This is a genomic window from Streptomyces sp. SS8, assembly GCF_054072955.1.
Genome location: NZ_JBSVCZ010000017.1, coordinates 55,628 through 73,552, shown reverse-complemented (window position 1 = coordinate 73,552; position 17,925 = coordinate 55,628). Strand labels below are relative to the sequence as shown.

The 17,925-nt window shown below is 72.8% G+C and carries 10 protein-coding genes; 6 read left to right on the top strand and 4 right to left on the bottom strand.

From position 1 onward, the window contains the following. Positions 1-70: 70 nt before the first annotated feature. On the bottom strand, positions 71-1,402 hold the full coding sequence (locus ACW69E_RS17655) for a M14 family metallopeptidase (protein WP_457499206.1): 1,332 nt from the start codon (positions 1,400-1,402) through the stop codon (positions 71-73). A gap of 256 nt (positions 1,403-1,658) precedes the next feature. On the opposite strand from ACW69E_RS17655, the gene ACW69E_RS17650 reads away from it, so the two are divergent. After that, positions 1,659-3,113: an aldehyde dehydrogenase family protein gene (locus ACW69E_RS17650; protein ID WP_457499205.1), complete on the top strand. Its 1,455-nt coding sequence runs from the start codon at positions 1,659-1,661 to the stop codon at positions 3,111-3,113. A 103-nt stretch (positions 3,114-3,216) separates the two neighbouring features. Here ACW69E_RS17650 and ACW69E_RS17645 read toward each other — a convergent pair whose 3' ends face one another. Further along, positions 3,217-6,135 (bottom strand): glycoside hydrolase family 3 C-terminal domain-containing protein, encoded by a 2,919-nt coding sequence (locus ACW69E_RS17645; protein WP_457499204.1) that lies wholly within the window; start codon positions 6,133-6,135, stop codon positions 3,217-3,219. Between the two features lie 363 nt (positions 6,136-6,498). Between ACW69E_RS17645 and ACW69E_RS17640 the strand changes: the two genes are divergently transcribed. From ACW69E_RS17640 to ACW69E_RS17625, 4 genes are all read left to right on the top strand, one after another. Further along, positions 6,499-8,166, top strand: coding sequence for an extracellular solute-binding protein (locus ACW69E_RS17640; protein WP_457499203.1), 1,668 nt, complete (start codon positions 6,499-6,501; stop codon positions 8,164-8,166). Between the two features lie 101 nt (positions 8,167-8,267). Further along, positions 8,268-9,362 (top strand): ABC transporter permease, encoded by a 1,095-nt coding sequence (locus ACW69E_RS17635; RefSeq protein WP_457499202.1) that lies wholly within the window; start codon positions 8,268-8,270, stop codon positions 9,360-9,362. 44 nt (positions 9,363-9,406) lie between these two features. Continuing rightward, positions 9,407-10,288 carry a carbohydrate ABC transporter permease gene (locus ACW69E_RS17630; protein ID WP_457499254.1) on the top strand — a complete coding sequence of 294 codons (882 nt, stop codon included), beginning with the start codon at positions 9,407-9,409 and terminating at the stop codon, positions 10,286-10,288. 114 nt (positions 10,289-10,402) lie between these two features. Beyond that, positions 10,403-12,463, top strand: coding sequence for a beta-galactosidase (locus ACW69E_RS17625; protein ID WP_457499201.1), 2,061 nt, complete (start codon positions 10,403-10,405; stop codon positions 12,461-12,463). A 96-nt stretch (positions 12,464-12,559) separates the two neighbouring features. Here ACW69E_RS17625 and ACW69E_RS17620 read toward each other — a convergent pair whose 3' ends face one another. Together ACW69E_RS17620 and ACW69E_RS17615 are read right to left on the bottom strand one after the other, a co-directional pair. Beyond that, on the bottom strand, positions 12,560-14,608 hold the full coding sequence (locus ACW69E_RS17620) for a glycoside hydrolase family 31 protein (RefSeq protein WP_457499200.1): 2,049 nt from the start codon (positions 14,606-14,608) through the stop codon (positions 12,560-12,562). Positions 14,609-14,704: 96 nt separating this feature from the next. Further along, the gene (locus tag ACW69E_RS17615) at positions 14,705-15,718 is read right to left on the bottom strand and encodes a LacI family DNA-binding transcriptional regulator (protein ID WP_457499199.1); all 1,014 of its coding nucleotides are present in this window, start codon (positions 15,716-15,718) and stop codon (positions 14,705-14,707) included. 261 nt (positions 15,719-15,979) lie between these two features. On the opposite strand from ACW69E_RS17615, the gene ACW69E_RS17610 reads away from it, so the two are divergent. Continuing rightward, positions 15,980-17,896: an acyl-CoA dehydrogenase family protein gene (locus ACW69E_RS17610; RefSeq protein ID WP_457499198.1), complete on the top strand. Its 1,917-nt coding sequence runs from the start codon at positions 15,980-15,982 to the stop codon at positions 17,894-17,896. Positions 17,897-17,925: the final 29 nt, after the last annotated feature.

The window sequence follows — 17,925 nt, the reverse complement described above, 5'->3', positions numbered from 1 at the left end:
CCGGAAGGGCCAAACCTCCCAAGAGCCGGACCCCGGAGGGACCGGGCGCGGTCGGGGCGCCGTCAGGGCGTCAGGAGCAGTACTGCTGCTCCTTGCCGATCGAGCGGTACATGCAGTCGGCGTTCTCCAGCAGCAGCAGGACGGCTTCCTCGTTGCGGCTGGTCTCCCGCTCGATCACCTCGTCGGGCGGGTAGAAGCCGTCTCGCCCGTTCGGGCCGGGGTACATCTCGAAGGTGTAGCTGAAGATGCGGTGTTCGGCCCACAGCCAGTCGTTGATCGTGCCGTCGGTGATGTACAGGTCGCTGGACTGCTGGGGGGTGTAGCCGTTGGACGCGGCCATCGCCCTGCCGACGGCGGCGAAGGCGTTCCGGTCGTCCTGGGTGAGCCCCGGGGCGGTGTCGTTGTAGGTGTAGCCGTAGGGCCACAGCACCAGTTCGCTGTAGGTGTGGAAGTCGATGTGCGCCTTGATCTGCTGCTGCCCGCCGACCACCCGGCTGCGGACGAAGTCGGCGACGACCCGCACCTCCGGCGCGGACCCGGCGGACGGGCCGCGGTAGGTGGCACTGGAGGGGCTGGAGGAGGAGCCGCCGCAGCAGCCCCACTTGTAGTACCAGTTGCGGTTGAGGTCGGTCCCGACGTAGGAGGAGCCGGAGTTGGGCTGGCGGTTCTTGCGCCAGCTCCGGTAGGTGCCCGAGGCGATGTCGTACTCGCCGCCGTCGGGGTTGACGTCGGCGATGACCCACAGCTCGCGGCTGTCGACCATGCGGGTGATGCGGGAGTCGCTGCCGTACCGCTCGCCGAACTCGCGGATCACGTACAGCGCCATCTCCACGGTCAGGTGCTCGCGGGCGTGCAGGTGATGGGTGAACAGCACCTCCGGCTCGCTCTCGTCGGCGGAGGCGTTGTCGCTGATCTTGACGGCGACGATGTCGCGACCCTGGTAGGTCTTGCCGATGACCTTCTTGGCCATGATGGAGGGGTACTTGCGCACGTACCCGTCGATGGCCGCCATGGTCTCGGCGTAGTTGTGGTAGCCGGAGTCGCTCGGCGGGTAGTCGAGGGTGTTCACCCCGTCGCTCGCGGCGCCCCGCTGCGGGGGAGCGGGCAGGGCGGTGAGGCGGTGGCCGGCCTTCCGCAGCTTCTCGGCCTGCGCGGCGTCGGCGGTGACCACCACCGAGTGCTCGCGCACCGCGTCGATGGCCGTACCCGTACGGGCGATGGCCGTGCGCTGTTCGGCGCCGGTGATCCCGGCGATCTCGTACTGCCGCTCGCCGGCGGGGGTGGCCCGCGGGCCGTCGTCGGGAGGAGCGGCGGTGGCCTGTGCCCCGAGCGGAACGGCCAGTGCGAGGGTGAGGATGAGGGCGGCGGTGAGGGTCCGCCGCCGGTGAGGACGTCTACGCATCGCGTCTCCTGGGGTGTCCAGTTCGACGGGTGGGGGTGGTGCGTTCCGTGCCGTGTCATGGTCGCGGCAAAACGACGGGCGGGCAACCGGGCCCTTTCCGACAAAGAGGTGCGCGCAACAACCCGAGTGATACGTGCCGGACAAGAGTCCCGTGCGGCCCCGGCCCCTACGGTGGTCCCAGGAGCCGGCCGCGCAGCAGCCGGGCCCCGACCACCACCTCCACCGCTCCACCACTTCGGAAGGGCCGGGATACGCAGTGACCACAGCGACTTCCCCACACGCGTTCTGGCTCGCCGGCCGCGAGGCGACCGGCGACGAGACCTTCGAGGTCACCTCGCCCTGGGACGGCCGGACCGTCGGCACCGTCAGCGTCCCCACCGAGGCACAGGTCGAGCAGGCCGTGGCCGCCGCGGCCCGGGTGGCCGCCGAGTTCGCGGCCACCCCCGCGCACGTGCGCGCCGCCGCCCTGGACCACGTCCACCGGCGGCTGGCCGAGCGCGCCGAGGAGATCGCGGAGCTGATCTCCGCCGAGAACGGCAAGCCCATGAAGTGGGCCCGCGGTGAGGTCGGCCGCTGCGTGTCGGTCTTCCGCTGGGCCGCCGAGGAGGCCCGCCGCTTCAACGGCGGCACCGCGCAGCGGCTGGACACCGACGCGGGCGGGACCGGCCGCCTCGCCCTGACCCGGCGCTTCCCGCGCGGACCGGTGCTGGGCATCGCGCCGTTCAACTTCCCCCTCAACCTGTGTGCCCACAAGATCGCCCCGGCCATCGCGGTCGGCACGCCGATCATCCTCAAGCCCGCCCCGGCCACCCCGCTGTCCGGACTGCTCATCGGAGAGCTGCTGGCCGAGACGGACCTGCCGGCCGGTTCCTGGTCGGTGCTCCCCGTCCCCAACGACCGCATGCCCTCCCTGGTGGCCGACGAGCGCCTGCCGGTCATCTCCTTCACCGGATCCGGCCCCGTCGGCTGGTCCATCCTGGACACCGTGCCCCGCAAGCGCGTCACCCTGGAGCTGGGCGGGAACGGCGCGGCCGTCGTACTGGCCGACTACTCCTCCGACTCCGACCTGGACCGGGCCGCGCAGCGCATCGCGACCTTCTCCAACTACCAGGGCGGCCAGTCCTGCATCTCCGTCCAGCGCGTCATCGCCGACGCCTCGGTCTACGACCGGCTGGTGCCCCGGGTGATCGAGGCCGTCGAGGCGCTGGCCACCGGCGATCCGTCCGACGACGCCACCGACGTCGGCCCGCTGATCAGCGAGGACGCCGCCAAGCGGGTGGAGTCCTGGGTGGACGAGGCGGTCGCGGCCGGTGCGAAGCTGCTGACCGGCGGCAAGCGCGACGGCGCCACGTACGCCCCCACCGTCCTCGCGGACGTGCCCGCCGACGCCTCGGTCTCCTGCGAGGAGGTCTTCGGCCCCGTGCTCACGCTGACCTCGGTCGACGGCGAGGAGGCCGCCTTCGCCGCGGTCAACGACTCCAGGTACGGCCTGCAGGCCGGGGTGTTCACCCACGATGTGCAGGCGGCCTTCCGCGCCCACCGCGCCCTGGAGGTCGGCGGCGTGGTCATCGGCGACGTCCCCTCCTACCGCGCCGACCAGATGCCCTACGGCGGCACCAAGGAGTCCGGTGTCGGCCGCGAGGGCGTGCTGTTCGCCATGGAGGACTACACCTACGAGCGGGTGATGGTCCTCACCGGCCTGGACCTGTAAGCCCTCCCGCTTCCCGCGCCCGGTTCGCTCCGTCCGGGGCCGGGCTGCCGCCGCGGCCCGGCCCCGGAAGGAGGGCCGGGCCGCGGCGCGGGCCCGCCCGGCGTCAGGTCGCTTCGGCGGAAGAGGGACCGCCGAAGCCCAGGCGGGCCAGTCTGAGGGAGCCGTGCAGGGTGACACGCAGATCGCGTACGCCCGAGGGCGGAGCGTCCAGGCGGGCCCGCACGGTGGTGTACGTGTAGCGGTCGCCGGTGCACGGGACGGTGAGACGCGCCAGAACGCGGCCCCCGGCGCTCTCGTCGTCACCGCCGCCCTCCAGGCGCAGGACGACCTCCGCCTCGCCCGGTTCGGCGCGCGCCGCCTCCACCGTCACCGAACCGGCACCGGATCCGGCATCGGCCGTGAAGTCGCAGTCGTGGAAGACCAGTTCGGCCGATCCCGGGCCGGCCGGGGCGACCGCGTCACCGCGCTCCCGGCTCAGATCCACCAGCTCGGTGCCGCTCTGCCCGTCGTAGTCGGAGGCCCGGATCTCGCCCACCGGACGCGGGGCACCGGGCTCGCCGTCGACGCGGAAGACCGCGCTGCGGCGGATGTCGGCACTGGAGGCGCCGAGGTCGGCGGCGTAGGAGCCCGGAGCCACCCGCCACCGGCCGTGGGCCACGTCCCACAGACCCAGGGCCCGGGAGACCGGGACGGCGAACTCCACCTCCCGCGACGCGCCCGGCTCCAGCCGGACGCGGCGGTGGGCCGCCAGCGCGCGGTGCGGGCGGGGCAGCCGGCGTCCGGCCACCTCGACGGCGCGCACATAGAGCTGGACCACCTCGTCGCCCGCCGCCGCGCCGGTGTTGGTCACCGCGCAGCGAACCGTCAGTACCCGGCCGTCGCAGGAGACCTCCGGCTCGCCGTAACCGAAGGAGGTGTACGACAGGCCGTGGCCGAACGGGTAGAGCGCAGTGCCGTCGAAGTACAGGTAGGTGGCGCGCGAGCCGATGACGTCGTAGTCCAGCAGACCGGGCAGATCGGCGTCGGCGGCGTACCAGGTCTGCGGCAGCCGCCCGCCCGGTGAGACGTCGCCGGCCAGCACGGCGGCCAGCGCCTCTCCCGCCGCCTGCCCGCCGTGGGCGGTCCACAGCAGGGCGGGCAGCGCCGTGTCCGCCTCGCCCACCGCGTACGGGTAGGCCGAGGTGAGCACCAGGGCGGTACGCGGGTTGGCGCCGCGGGCCGCCCGCCACAGCCGGTCCTGCTGCGGCGGAAGGGCGAGGGTTACGCGGTCCTCGGTCTCGCGCCCGCCGATGTGCGGGTCGTTGCCCGCGACGACGACCACCACGTCGGCCTCCCGCGCGGCGGCCCGCACCTCGTCCTCGCCGCGCCGGACGGTCTCGACGGTGAACACCGTGCCCGGTTCGCCCTCGGCGGCAACCCGGACGCCGTCGGCGGCGACTTCCACGTACCGGCCCGTTCCCCGGTGTCTGAGGAGGTGTCCGCCGCCGTGGGGTTCCAGTTCGAAGGTCTCCTGGACCACCCAGCCGCCCGGCTGCTCGGCCGAGGCGCGTACGAGGCCGTCGTCGGCGACCGACAGATACCGGCCGCCGCCCGCGCGCAGCGTCAGCACCCCGCCGCCCCAGTCCACCAGCGCGAACTCCTCACCGGCGCCCGCGCTCACCGTCAGCGGCGGCAGGTCGGTGCGGCCGCGCAGCAGCGCCGGGTCCAGCGCGCCCGCGGCCGCCGGGTCGCCGGGCCCCCGCTCGCCGGAGCCGGCCCCGGGCACGGCCAGCCACCCGTCCGGGCAGCGCAGCCGCACCCGGTCGGCGCCCTCGGCGTACACCACCCGGTCCGCGCCGAACCGCTTTCGCAGTCCGTCCAGCGGGGTGGAGCGGCGCAGCAGCGTGCCGCTGTACCAGTCGAGCTTGCACTCGTCGGCCAGCAGCCCGACGACCGCGACCCGCACCCCGTCCGCCAGCGGCAGCAGACCGTCGTTGCGCAGCAGGACGATCGCCTGCTCGGCGGCCTCGCGCGCCAGATCCCGGTGCCCGGGGGTGTCGAACGCGGCGTCCCCGTCGAACGGTTCGGGGTCGAACTCGCCCAGCGAGCAGCGCATCGCCAGCAGCCGCAGCACCGCCGCGTCCACGTGCTCCTGCCCGATCAGCCCGCGCTCCAGAGCGCCGCGCACCCGGGTGGTGATCCGCGAGGAGTCCTCGCCGTGGTCGGTGAAACTGTCCACCCCGGCGCGCAGGGCGGCGGCGGTGGCCTCCTCGTGGGTGTCGAAGTAGCCCTGGGAATCGGCCAGATTGCTGGGCGCGCCGGCGTCCGAGCACACCACCGGTTCGTGGTCGCACCAGCTGCGCAACTGCTCGGCCAGCAGCGGCGAGAGGTGGTTGGGGCGGCCGTTGACCAGGTTGTACGCGGGCATCACCCCGGCCACCGCACCCGCCTCGACGGGACCGCGGAAGGCCGGCAGCTCGTACTCGTGCAGCACCCGCGGGCGCACCGAGGCCGAGGAGGTGTCGCGGTCGGTCTCGTTGTTGTGCGCCAGCCAGTGCTTGAGCACCGGGGCGGTACGCCAGCGGGTGGGGTGGTCGCCGCGCAGTCCGCGGGTGTAGGCGGTGGCGATCGCGGCGGTCAGATGAGGGTCCTCGGAGTAGCCCTCCTCGTTGCGGCCCCACAGCGGATGGCGCAGCAGGTTGACCGTGGGCGACCAGACGTTCAGCCCGACGCGCGGATCGCGGGCCCGCATCGCGCGCACCTCCCGCCCGACGGCCTCGCCCACCCGCCGCACCAGATCGTCGTTCCAGGTGGCCCCGAGCCCCACGGCCTGGGGGAAGACGGTGGCCGGGCCCATCCAGGCCACGCCGTGCAGCGCCTCCTGGCCGGTGCGGAAGGCGGCGACGCCCAGACGCTCCACGGCCGGGGCGAACTGGTGCAGCATCGCGACGCGCTCGTCGGGCGTGAGCCGCGCCAGCAGGTCGGCGGCGCGCTCACGGGACGGCAGGGCCGGGTCGCGGAAGGGCGGCTGGTCGGTGCTCACGTGTGGAAGGTCTCCTCGGGGAGATGGGCGGCCACCACCGTGCGGCGGTGCGTGATGCGGGGTGTGCTGCGGTGAGTGCTGTGGGGTGGCGGTACACGCTTCGAAGCGCTTCGATGCTGGGGTGACAGCAGGGCGGGTGTCAAGGAGCTGAACGCGAGACAGCCGTCCGGGCCCGTGAACTGCCTGTACCCAGGCCGCTTCCGGGGTCTCGATGTTTCTTCGCCACGGCCCTTGCGCGGTATGACCCTCGCACTTAATCTCGGCGCAACATCGAAGCGCTTCGACCGACCTGCCCGACCGGTGGGGCCGCACGCCGTCCGCCCCGCCCGTCCCGCCGACGCGCCGCCACGAAGGGTTGCCGCCATGTCCCAGACCACCAGCCCCAGCCGGAGAACCTTCCTCGCCTCGACGGCCGTCGCCGCCGCGGCGGTGGGCGGCGTGCCGCTGCTGTCGGCGTGCTCCTCCGAGGGCGGCGGCAACCGTGACGAGGGCACGACGACGAAGAAGGACGCGGCGAGGATCCTCCCGGCGTACGCCGCCTCGAAGGTCGTCGAGCCGGACATCCCCAGCGAGAACGGCTCGCGCCCCGGCTTCATCGGCAAGGCCGAGCCGTACGACGCGCTGCCCGCCTCCGTCCCCGAGAAGACGGGCAGGGGCGGCGAGGTGTCCGTCATGAGCCCGCTGTGGGGCACCCCGCCCGAGAAGGACTGCGCCTACTACCGGGCGGTCGACAAGGCCATCGGGGTGAAGGTCGACTGGCAGACCCAGGACGGCAATACCTACGGCGAGAAGCTCGGCGCCGTCCTCGCCTCCAGCGGCATCCCCGACATGGTGGTGATCCCCAGCTGGGAGATGCAGGGCAAGATCCCCAGCGCCATCGGCAGCCGCTTCGCCGACCTCGGCCCGTACCTGTCGGGCGACAAGGCCAAGGACTACCCCAACCTCGCCGCGATCCCCACCGCCGCCTGGCAGATGTCCATCTTCGGCGGCAAGCTCAGGGGGCTGCCGATCCCGTCCGGTGCGGTCGACATCATCATCCCCTACTACCGCCAGGACGTCTTCGAGGAAAAGGGCTGGGAAGTACCCGCCAGTCCGCAGGAGTTCATGGACCTCGCCAAGGAGATCACCGCGCCCAGGTCCAAGGTGTGGGCGTGCGAGGACATGAAGTGGACGGCGTTCAACGTCTTCGGCGTGCTGCCGGACAAGCCGTACTGCTGGCAGCGGCAGGGGGACAGGCTCGTGCACCGCATCGAGACGGACAACTACCTCGAGGCGCTGGAGTGGACCCGCAAGCTCTACGCCGCCGGCGTCGTCCACCCCGACGCCAGGACCGGCCGGGGCGACGCAGGCACCCGCTTCACCGCCGGCCAGTCGATGATCGTGAACGACGGCAACGCCAAGTGGTACGGCTGGACCTTCGAGCAGAGCGAGCAGAACCCCGACTTCCGAGTCCAGGGCATGGACATCTTCGGCCACGACGGCGGCGACCCGCAGCTGTACTTCGCCAACCCGGCCGGCATCTGGGCCTTCATCAGCCGCAAGGCATCCGAGGAGACCGTCCGGGAGTGCCTGGCCATTGCCGACTTCGCCGCCGCACCCTACGGAACGAAGGAGAACCGCCTGGTCAGGTACGGAGTGGAGGGCACCCACTACACGCTGAAGGACGGTGTGCCCACCAAGACCGGGCAGGGCGTCACCGAAGTCCAGGACACCTACTTCTTCACCGCCAGCGCCGAGGCCGTCGCCGCCTTCCCCGACCACCCGCAGGTGGTGCGGGACTGGTGCGGCTGGCAGCAGCGGATGGGCGCCTTCATGAAGAAGCCGCTGCTGTACGGGATGCAGGTGCGCGAACCCAACCGCTGGACCAACCTCAGCGACCCGTTCGAGGACCTGGAGGACGACGTGGTGCGCGGCCGCAAGAAGGTCTCCGACATGCAGAAGGCCGTCGAGGACTGGCGCCGGGCCGGCGGCGACGACCTGCGCGACTGGTACCGGAAGCTGATCGAGGACGCCGGCGAGTCCGCCGCCTGACGCACCCGCGCCCACAGGCCCCCGGCCAGGCGGTGCGGCGCCCGCCGCGCCGCGCCGCACCACCGGACCGGGGCCGGAACGACGCTGACGAGGAGAGTCCCGTGTCCCACAGCACGGCCCCCGGCGAGGCACCGGCCGGCGGCACCGGACCGACCGGGATGGCCCCGGCCCCCCATCTGGCCCCGGCTGCCCCGGCCGGCTCGCCGACCGCGGACGGACGCGGCGCCGGGGGCCGGGGGAGGCCCAAGGCATCCCCGCCCCCCGGCGGCATCACCCGTCGGCACCGGCTGCGCCGCGACCGCGCCCTGGTCCTGATGACGCTGCCCGCCCTGCTGCTGGTCCTGGTCTTCGCCTACGTACCGCTGCTGGGCAACGCCGTCGCCTTCAAGGAGTTCGACCCCTACCTCGGCGACTCCTTCACCGAGTCCTTCGCCCTCAGCCCCTGGACCGGCGGCGAGAACTTCCAGCGGATGTGGGAGGACCCCTACTTCTGGTCGGCGGTCGAGAACACCCTGCTGATCTTCCTCATCCAACTGGTTCTCTTCTTCCCCGTCCCCATCCTGCTGGCCCTGCTGATCAACAGCATCATCAGCCCCCGGGTGCGCGCCTGGGCGCAGGGCGTGCTCTACCTGCCGCACTTCTTCTCCTGGGTGCTGGTCATCACCGTCTTCCAGCAGATCCTCGGCGGCGCCGGGATCATCGCCCAGACCATGCGCGAGAGGGGCTGGGGCGGCGGCTTCGACCTGATGACCGACCCCGGCTTCTTCAAGTTCCTGATCACCTTCCAGGCCATCTGGAAGGACGCCGGCTGGGGCATCATCGTCTTCCTCGCCGCGCTGGCCGCCGTCAACCACGAGCTGTACGAGGCCGCCGCCGCCGACGGCGCGGGCCGGTGGCGGCGGATGTGGCACATCACCCTGCCCGCGCTGCGCCCGGTGATCGCCCTGCTGCTGGTGCTGCGCGTCGGCGACGCCCTCACCGTCGGCTTCGAGCAGATACTCCTGCAGCGCACGGCGGTGGGCACCGGCGCGGCCGAGGTGCTGGACACCTACGTGTGGAACGTCGGCCTGGAGAACGGCGACTTCGGCTACGCGGCGGCCGTCGGCATCGTCAAGGGCATCTTCGGCCTCTGCCTGGTGCTGGCCGCCAACAAGACCGCCCATCTGCTGGGCGAGCAGGGGGTGTACAAGAAGTGAGCGTGCTGACCGAGGACCGCGAGACGGAGGGCGCCGGTGCCCGGATGCGCCCCGCCTGGGAGGAGCCGCCCAGCGGCGTCGGCACCGCGGCCAAGGGCGCGGTGCTGGCCGTCGCCTGCCTGGCGATCCTCTTCCCGCTGTGGATCGTGGTCGTCACCAGCCTGTCGTCGGCCGAGACCATCCGCGAAGCCGGCGGCCTGGTGATAGTGCCCGACGGCATCACCTTCGACGCCTACCGCGAGCTGCTCTCCGGCGGCCAGGTCACCCGGGCCACCGTCATCAGCGTCTGCGTCACCGTCACCGGCACGCTGTTCAGCATGGCCGTCTCGGTGCTGTGCGCCTACGGCCTGTCCCGCCCGGGATCCTTCGGCCACCGCCCGATGCTGATGACGCTGCTGGCCACGATGTTCTTCGGCGCCGGACTGATCCCCACCTATCTGCTGGTGCAGTCCCTCGGCCTGATCGACACCTATGCCTCGCTGATCCTGCCAAGCGCGGTGAGCGTGTTCAACATCCTGGTGCTGCGGGCCTTCTTCATGAACACCGCGCCGGAGCTGATCGACAGCGCCCGCATCGACGGCGCCGGCGAGTTCCGCATCCTGTGGCAGATCGTGATGCCGCTGTCGAAACCGGTGCTGGCCGTCATCTCGCTGTTCTACGCGGTCGGCTACTGGAGCGCCTGGTTCAACGCCTCCATCTACCTCAACGACCAGACCAAGATGCCGCTCCAGGTGGTGCTCAACCAGATCGTCCTCAAGGGCGAGCGGCCCGCGGGCATGTCCCAGATCATCAACACCGGCCAGATCCACACCCTCTCGGTGCAGATGGCCGTGATGGTGCTGGCCCTGGTGCCGGTCGCCGTGCTCTCGCCCTTCGTCCAGAAGCACTTCAAGAAGGGCATGCTCATCGGCGCGGTCAAGGGCTGACCGCACCCGCCGCCGTCTCACCACCTCCGCCACCGCCACCCCCGGACCGATCCGGTCACCGGCCACCGGCCACAGCACACGGGCGGCCGCGGCGCCCGCTACGGAAGGCACCCTGTGACAACCCCGCCCAGACCCACCCTCGCCGACGTCACCCGCGGCCGGATCCTCTACGGCGGCGACTACAACCCCGAGCAGTGGCCCGAGTCCGTCTGGCACGAGGACGTCGCGCTGATGCGCGAGGCGGGCGTCAACCTCGCCACCGTCGGCGTCTTCTCCTGGGCTCGCCTCGAACCCCGTCCCGGCGAGCGCGACTTCGGCTGGCTCGACCGCGTCCTGGACCTGCTCCACGCGGGCGGGATCGGGGTCTGCCTGGCCACCCCGACCGCTTCGCCGCCCCCCTGGATGGGCGCCCGCCACCCCGAGACCCTGCCGCGCGACGAGACGGGTGCGGTCATCTGGTACGGCTCGCGCAACCACTTCTGCGCCTCCTCGCCCGTCTACCGCGACCGCGCCCTGCGCATCACCGCCGACCTCGCCGACCGCTACGGCGGCCACCCCGCCCTGCGGCTGTGGCACGTGAACAACGAGTACGGCACCGCCTGCTGGTGCGATGCCACCGCCGCCCACTTCCGCCGCTGGCTGCGCGACCGCTACGAAAGCCTGGACGCCCTCAACGACGCCTGGGGCACGGCCTTCTGGAGCCAGCGCTACGGCGACTGGGGCGAGATCATCCCGCCGCGCCGCGCCCAGTACATGGTCAACCCCACCCAGGAGCTGGACTTCCGCCGCTTCACCAGCGACGCCCTGCTGGAGTGCTTCACCGCCGAACGCGACGCCCTGGTGGAGCGCACCCCGCACATCCCCGTCACCACCAACTTCATGCCCCTGTTCGTCGGCCAGGACGGCTGGAAGTGGGCCAGGCGCGAGGACGTCGTCTCCGTCGACCTCTATCCCGACCCCGCCGACCCGGAGGGAGACGACGGGGCGGCATGGGGAGCACTGGTGCAGGACCTCACCCGCTCCCAGGCACGCGGCCCCTGGCTGCTGATGGAACAGGCCGCGGGGCCGGTCAACTGGCGCGGCGTCAACCATCCCAGGCCCGAGGGCCTGACGCGGCTGTGGTCACTGCAGGCCGTGGCGCGCGGCGCGGACGGGATCTGCTTCTTCCAGTGGCGCCAGTCGCGGCAGGGCAGCGAGAAGTTCCACTCCGGGATGGTCTCCCACGCCGGTCCGCACGGCCGCACCTTCCGGCAGGTGCGCGAACTGGGCGCCGACCTGGGCCGCCTGGGGGCGGTCACCGGCTCGCCCGTGACCGCGCGGGCGGCCGTACTGCACGACTGGAACGCCTGGTGGGCCACCCTGTCCGCCGGCCGCCCCTCGGACCTCCTCACCTACGAGCGGCCGCTGCGCGCCTGGCACCGCGCCCTGTGGGAGTCCCATCTGACCTGCGACCTCGCCCACCCCGAGAGCGAGTTGGACGGCTACGCCCTGGTCGCCGTCCCCCATCTGTACCTGCTCACCGACACCGCCCTGGACGGTCTCGCCTCCTACGTGCGCGGCGGCGGCACCCTGGTGTGCGGCTTCTTCACCGGTGTCGCCGACGCCGACGACCGGGTGCGCGAGGGCGGTGTGGACGCCCGGCTGCGCGAGGTGCTGGGCATCGGCACCGTGCACGAGTGGTGGCCGCTGGACGAGGGCGAGGCCCAGCCGCTCGCCGCCCGCGGGGACGTCCTCGGCGCGGACGCCGGCGCGGAAGGTGCCACCGGTCCCGCCGGCACCCTGTGGCGCGAGGACTTCGAGCCCCTGCCCGGCGCCGAGACCGTCGCCGCCTACCGGGGCGGCGAACTCGACGGCCGCCCCGCGATCACCCGTCACCCCTTCGGCGACGGCACCGCCTGGTACCTGTCCACCCTCCCCGATCCCGCCGCGCTGCGCGCCCTGCTGTCCCGCGCGGCCGGCGAGGCCGGGCTGCGGCCTCCGCTTCCCGGACTGCCCACGGGAGTGGAGGCCGTACGCCGCGGCGCCCGGCTGTTCCTCCTCAACCACCGGCGCGATCCGGCCACCGTCCCCCTGCCCGTCCCGGCGACCGACGAGCTCACCGGGCGGCGGCACGAGCACGCGATCACCCTCGGCCGCCACGGCGCCGCCGTCCTGCGCGAGGACCCGCCCGCATAGGACGGCGGGCGGGCCCCGCACGCAGCGGGCAGCGCGAACGGCGCCGGCGGATCGCGTCCGCCGGCGCCGTCCGCGCGGTGGGTACCGCCCGCCGCCTCAGTCCTCGCGGACCGGCAGCCGGGCGCCGTCGCGCAGGAACAGCGGGATCCGCTCCAGCGGCGCGGGCACGGTGACCGGCCCGCCGCCGGGGTACCTCTCGCCCGTCCAGGCGTCCGTCCACTCCGCCCCGGCCGGCAGGTGCACGGTGCGCTCCCGGGCACCGGCCTCCAGCACGGGCGCCACTAGCAGATCCGGCCCGAACAGATAGGCGTCGTCCACCTCCCAGGCGGCCGGGTCGCCGGGGAACTCCAGGAACAGCGGCCGCATCGGCGGCAGTCCCTCGGTGTGGGCGGTGCGCATCTGCTCCAGCACGTAAGGCCGCAGCCGCTCGCGCAGCCGCAGATAAGCCTCCAGGACCTCCCCGGCCTCCTCGCCGTAGGACCACACCTCGTTGGGCCCGCCGGTCATGTCCGGGCCCAGCGGCATCCCCGGGTCGCGGAAGCCGTGCAACCGCATCAGCGGGGAGAGCGCGCCGAACTGGAACCAGCGCACCATCACCTCGCGGTAGGCCGCATCGTCCGGATCGCCGCCGTGGAAGCCGCCGATGTCGGTGTTCCACCACGGGATGCCCGACAGCGCGGTGTTGAGCCCGGCCGCGATCTGGCGGCGCAGGGTGGCGAAGTCGGTGCCGATGTCCCCGGACCACAGGGCGGCGCCGTAGCGCTGGGAGCCCGCCCAGGCCGACCGGTTCAGCGAGACGATCTCGGTGACGCCCTCGGCGGCCAGACCGTCGTGGACGGTACGGGCGTTCTCGCGCGGGTAGAGGTTGGACACCTCCAGCCCGGGGCCCGCGTGGTAGCGCAGATTGGCCGCGAAACCGGGCTTGAGCTCCGGCTCGCCCGCGTCCAGCCAGAATGCCGTGATGCCGTACGACAGGTAGTTCTCCCGGATGCGGGACCACACGAAGTCGCGGGCGTCGGGGTTGGTGGCGTCGTAGAAGGCGACCTGGACGGGCTCGGCCACCCCCTTGTCCGGCCAGTCCGCGTGCGCCATCGGCCCGTACTCGGTGCCGATGAACAGGCCCTGCTGCTCCATGGGCCGGTGGTTCTCGCTCAGCGGCGAGACCGACGGCCACACCGAGACCACCAGCTTCACGCCCAGCTCGTCCAGCTCCTTGACCATGGCGGCCGGATCGGGCCACTCGGCCGGGTCGAACCTCCACTCGCCCAGGTGCGTCCAGTGGAAGAAGTCGCAGACGATCGCCGACAGCGGCAGCCCGCGCCGCTTGTACTCCCGGGCGACCGACAGCAGTTCCTCCTGGGTGCGGTAGCGCAGCTTGCACTGCCAGAAACCGGCCGCCCACTCGGGCAGCATCGGGCTGCGGCCGGTGGCGGCCGAGTAGCGGCGCTGGGCGTCGGCCGGGTCGCCGGCGGTGATCCAGTAGTCGATCTGGCGGGCGGAGTCGGCCACCCAGCGGGTGCCGTTGTGCGCCAGCTCCACCCGTCCGACGGCCGGGTTGTTCCACAGCAGGGTGTAGCCGCGGCTGGAGGTCAGCACGGGGATGGAGACCTCGGCGTTGCGCTGGACGAGGTCGACCACCGTGCCCTTGTGGTCCAGCAGCCCGTGCTGGTGCTGGCCCAGCCCGTACAGCCGCTCGCCGGAGTAGGCGGCGAAGCGCTGCTCCAGGCGGTGGTAGCCGTTGCCGGTGGCGGTGTGCAGCCGGGAGCCGGGCCACCAGAAGTGCGCGCGGTCCTCGGACAGCAGCTCGGCGCCGTCGCCGGTGCGCACGAAGCGGAGCATGCCGTCGGCGCTCATCACGGCGGTGATCGCGCCGCAGGTCACCCGCGCGTGGTCGTCCTCGATCCGGATGTCCGGCCCGGACCCGGCGGGCGGTGGGTCGGCCAGGAGGGCGCCGGGCAGTTCGCCCAGGACCGGGCCGCCCAGCCGGGCGCGCACCCGTACGGCGTCCGGCCCCCAGGGCTCGACGCGTACGGTCTCCTGCCGACCGCGCCACTCCAGCGCGCCGTCGCGGTCGCGGAAGGTGCCGCGGGTGGGGGAGGACTGGGCCAGGGAGGAGGGGGGCGGGGAGAAGGCGGGTGTGGACACGGGGCTCCTGAGGGGCTCGTCGGTGTGCGGACCGGTCGGGCGGGAAGAGCGGGGAGCGGCGGGGAGACGGCGGGCGAACTGCGGGCGGGGCGGGGGTCAGCGGGCGACGGGGGCCGGGCCGGAGCTGGCCCGCACCGTCAGCCGCGGAGGCAGCAGTTCCAGGTGCTCCCCGCGCTCGCCGCGCACCCTGGCCATCACCAGCTCCACCGCGCGGCGCCCCATCTCGTGGGCGGGTATGGCCACCGAGGTCAGGCGCACGGACGCCTGGACGGCCACCTGGTCGGGGCAGATGGCGACCACCGAGACGTCCTCGGGCACGGCCCGGCCCTGCTGGCGCAGCAGGCTCAGCAGCGGGTCGATGGCCGCCTCGTTCTGCACGACGAAGCCGGTGGTGCCGGGGCGCTCGTCGAGGATGCGCGAGAGCGTCCCGGCCATCGCCGCGTAGCTGCCCTCGCAGGGCCGGTGCAGCAGCCGCACGCCCAGTTCGGCGGCGCGGGCGCGCAGCCCGTCGCGGGTGCGCTCGGCGAAACCGGTGTGCCGCTCGTAGACGGCGGCCGCCTCGCCGACCACCGCGATGTCGCGGTGCCCCAGCTCGGCCAGGTGCTCCACGCACAGCGCGCCGGTGGCGGTGAAGTCCAGATCGACGCAGTTCAGCCCGGACGGGTCGGCGGGGATGCCGATGAGCACGGCGGGGCGGCCGGTGTCGCGCAGCAGCGGCAGACGGGCGTCGTCCAGCTCGACGTCCATCAGGATCATCGCGTCGGCCAGCCCGCTGCCCACCACCCGCCGTACCGCCTCCGGGCCCTCCTCGCCGGTCAGCAGCAGCACGTCGTGGTCGTGGGCACGGGCGGTGGTGGCGACGGCCAGGGCGATCTCCATCATCACCGGCACGTACATGTCGGTGCGCAGCGGCATCATCAGGGCGATGATGTTGGACCTGCTGCTGGCCAGCGCCCGCGCACCGGCGTTGGGGTGGTAGCCCAGCTCGCGGATGCTCTGCTCGACGCGTTCGCGGGTGGCGGCGGAGATGGAGCGCTTTCCGCTGAGGACGTAGCTCACGGTGCTGGCGGAGACTCCGGCGTGCCGGGCGACCTCGGCGAGGGTGACCATGGGCTCTCCAGGGCGGTGCGGGAAGCGGCTGAGGTGAAGCGCTTCGACAGAGGATCTGCGGACCGACCCTAAACCCGACCTGACCGCCTGTCCAGATGCTCCGCGAAGGGTTGTCGAAGCGCTTCAACAAGTAGCCGCATACGAGTGCACCGCACCCCGGAAACGGTACGTACCGTGCGCAACGGGTACACGCATCGCGCAGCACCCGTTGCGCAGTCCCGGCAGTCCTCCGCAGTACCCGGCAGTGCGAGGTGAACCGCGATGGCAGTCTCCGAACGCGAAGCACGACAGGTGGCCGAGGCCGCGAGGGAGCAGGACTGGCGCAAGCCGAGCTTCGCCAGGGAAATGTTCCTCGGCCGCTTCCGCCTCGACCTGATCCACCCCCACCCCCGGCCCGCGGACGCCGACGCCCGGCGCGGTGAGGAGTTCCTCGCCAGGCTCCGGGCCTTCTGCGAGACGGAGATCGACGGCCCGCGCATCGACCGCGAGGGCCTGGTCCCCGACGAGGTGGTCAAGGGACTCAAGGAACTCGGCGCGCTCGGCATGAAGATCGACCCCGAGTACGGCGGCCTGGGCCTGAGCCAGCTCCACTACAACCGCGCCCTGGCCCTGGCCGGATCGGCCAGCCCCGCCGTCGGCGCGCTGCTGTCGGCACACCAGTCGATCGGTGTGCCCCAGCCGCTGAAGATGTTCGGCACCGAGGAGCAGAGGAAGGCGTTCCTGCCGCGCTGCGCCCGGGGCGACATCTCGGCCTTCCTGCTCACCGAACCGGACGTCGGGTCCGACCCGGCCCGCCTGGCCACCACCGCCGTACCCGACGGCGACAGCTACATCCTGGACGGCGTGAAGCTGTGGACCACCAACGGCGTCGTCGCCGACCTGCTGGTGGTCATGGCGCGCGTACCGGCCTCGGAGGGCCACCGGGGCGGCATCACCGCCTTCGTCGTCGAGGCCGACTCCGAGGGCATCACCGTGGAGAACCGCAACGCCTTCATGGGTCTGCGCGGCATCGAGAACGGCGTCACCCGCTTCCACCGCGTCCGCGTCCCGGCCGCCAACCGGATCGGCCCCGAGGGCGCCGGACTGAAGATCGCGCTGACCACCCTCAACACCGGCCGCCTCTCCCTGCCCGCGATGTGCGCCGGGGCGGGCAAGTGGTGCCTGAAGGTCGCCCGCGAGTGGTCCGCGGCCCGCGAGCAGTGGGGCAAGCCGATCGCCCACCACGAGGCCGTCGGCAGCAAGGTCTCCTTCATCGCAGCCACCACCTTCGCCCTGGAGGCCGTCCTCGACCTCGCCTCCCAGATGGCCGACGACGACCGCAACGACATCCGCATCGAGGCCGCCCTCGCCAAGCTCTACGGCTCCGAGACGGCCTACCGGATGGCCGACGAACTGGTCCAGATCCGCGGCGGGCGCGGCTTCGAGACCGCCGACTCCCTCGCCGCCCGCGGCGAGCGCGGCGTACCGGCCGAGCAGATGCTGCGCGACCTGCGCATCAACCGCATCTTCGAGGGCTCCACCGAGATCATGCACCTGCTCATCGCCCGCGAGGCCGTCGACGCCCACCTGTCGGTCGCGGGCGATCTGGTCGACCCCGACAAGACCCTCACCGACAAGGGCCGCGCCGCCGTCCGCGCCGGCGGCTTCTACGCCCGCTGGCTGCCCAAACTGGTCGCCGGACCCGGCCAACTGCCCGGCTCCTACCGCGAGTTCCACCCCGCCGGTCACCCCGACCTGGCCGCCCACCTGCGTTACGTCGAGCGCGCCTCCCGCCGCCTGGCCCGCGCCACCTTCCTGGGCATGTCCCGCTGGCAGGCGAAACTGGAGGGCAAGCAGGGCTTCCTGGGGCGGATCGTGGACATCGGAGCCGAGCTGTTCGCCATGAGCGCGGCCTGCGTACGGGCGGAGATGCTGCGCGCCCGCGGCGAGAACGGCCGCGCCGCCTACCAGCTCGCCGACGCCTTCTGCCGCCAGGCCCGCCTCCGCGCCGAGGAACTCTTCGACCGGCTGTGGGACAACACCGACGACATCGACCGCAAGGTCGTGCGCGGCGTGCTGGGCGGCGCGTACACCTGGCTGGAGGAGGGCGTCGTCGACCCCTCCACCCCCGGCCCCTGGATCGCCGAGGCCGCCCCCGGCCCCTCCACCCGCACGGACGTCCACCGCCCCATCCCCTGACCGCTGCCCCCCCCGGCGCGCCCGGCCCG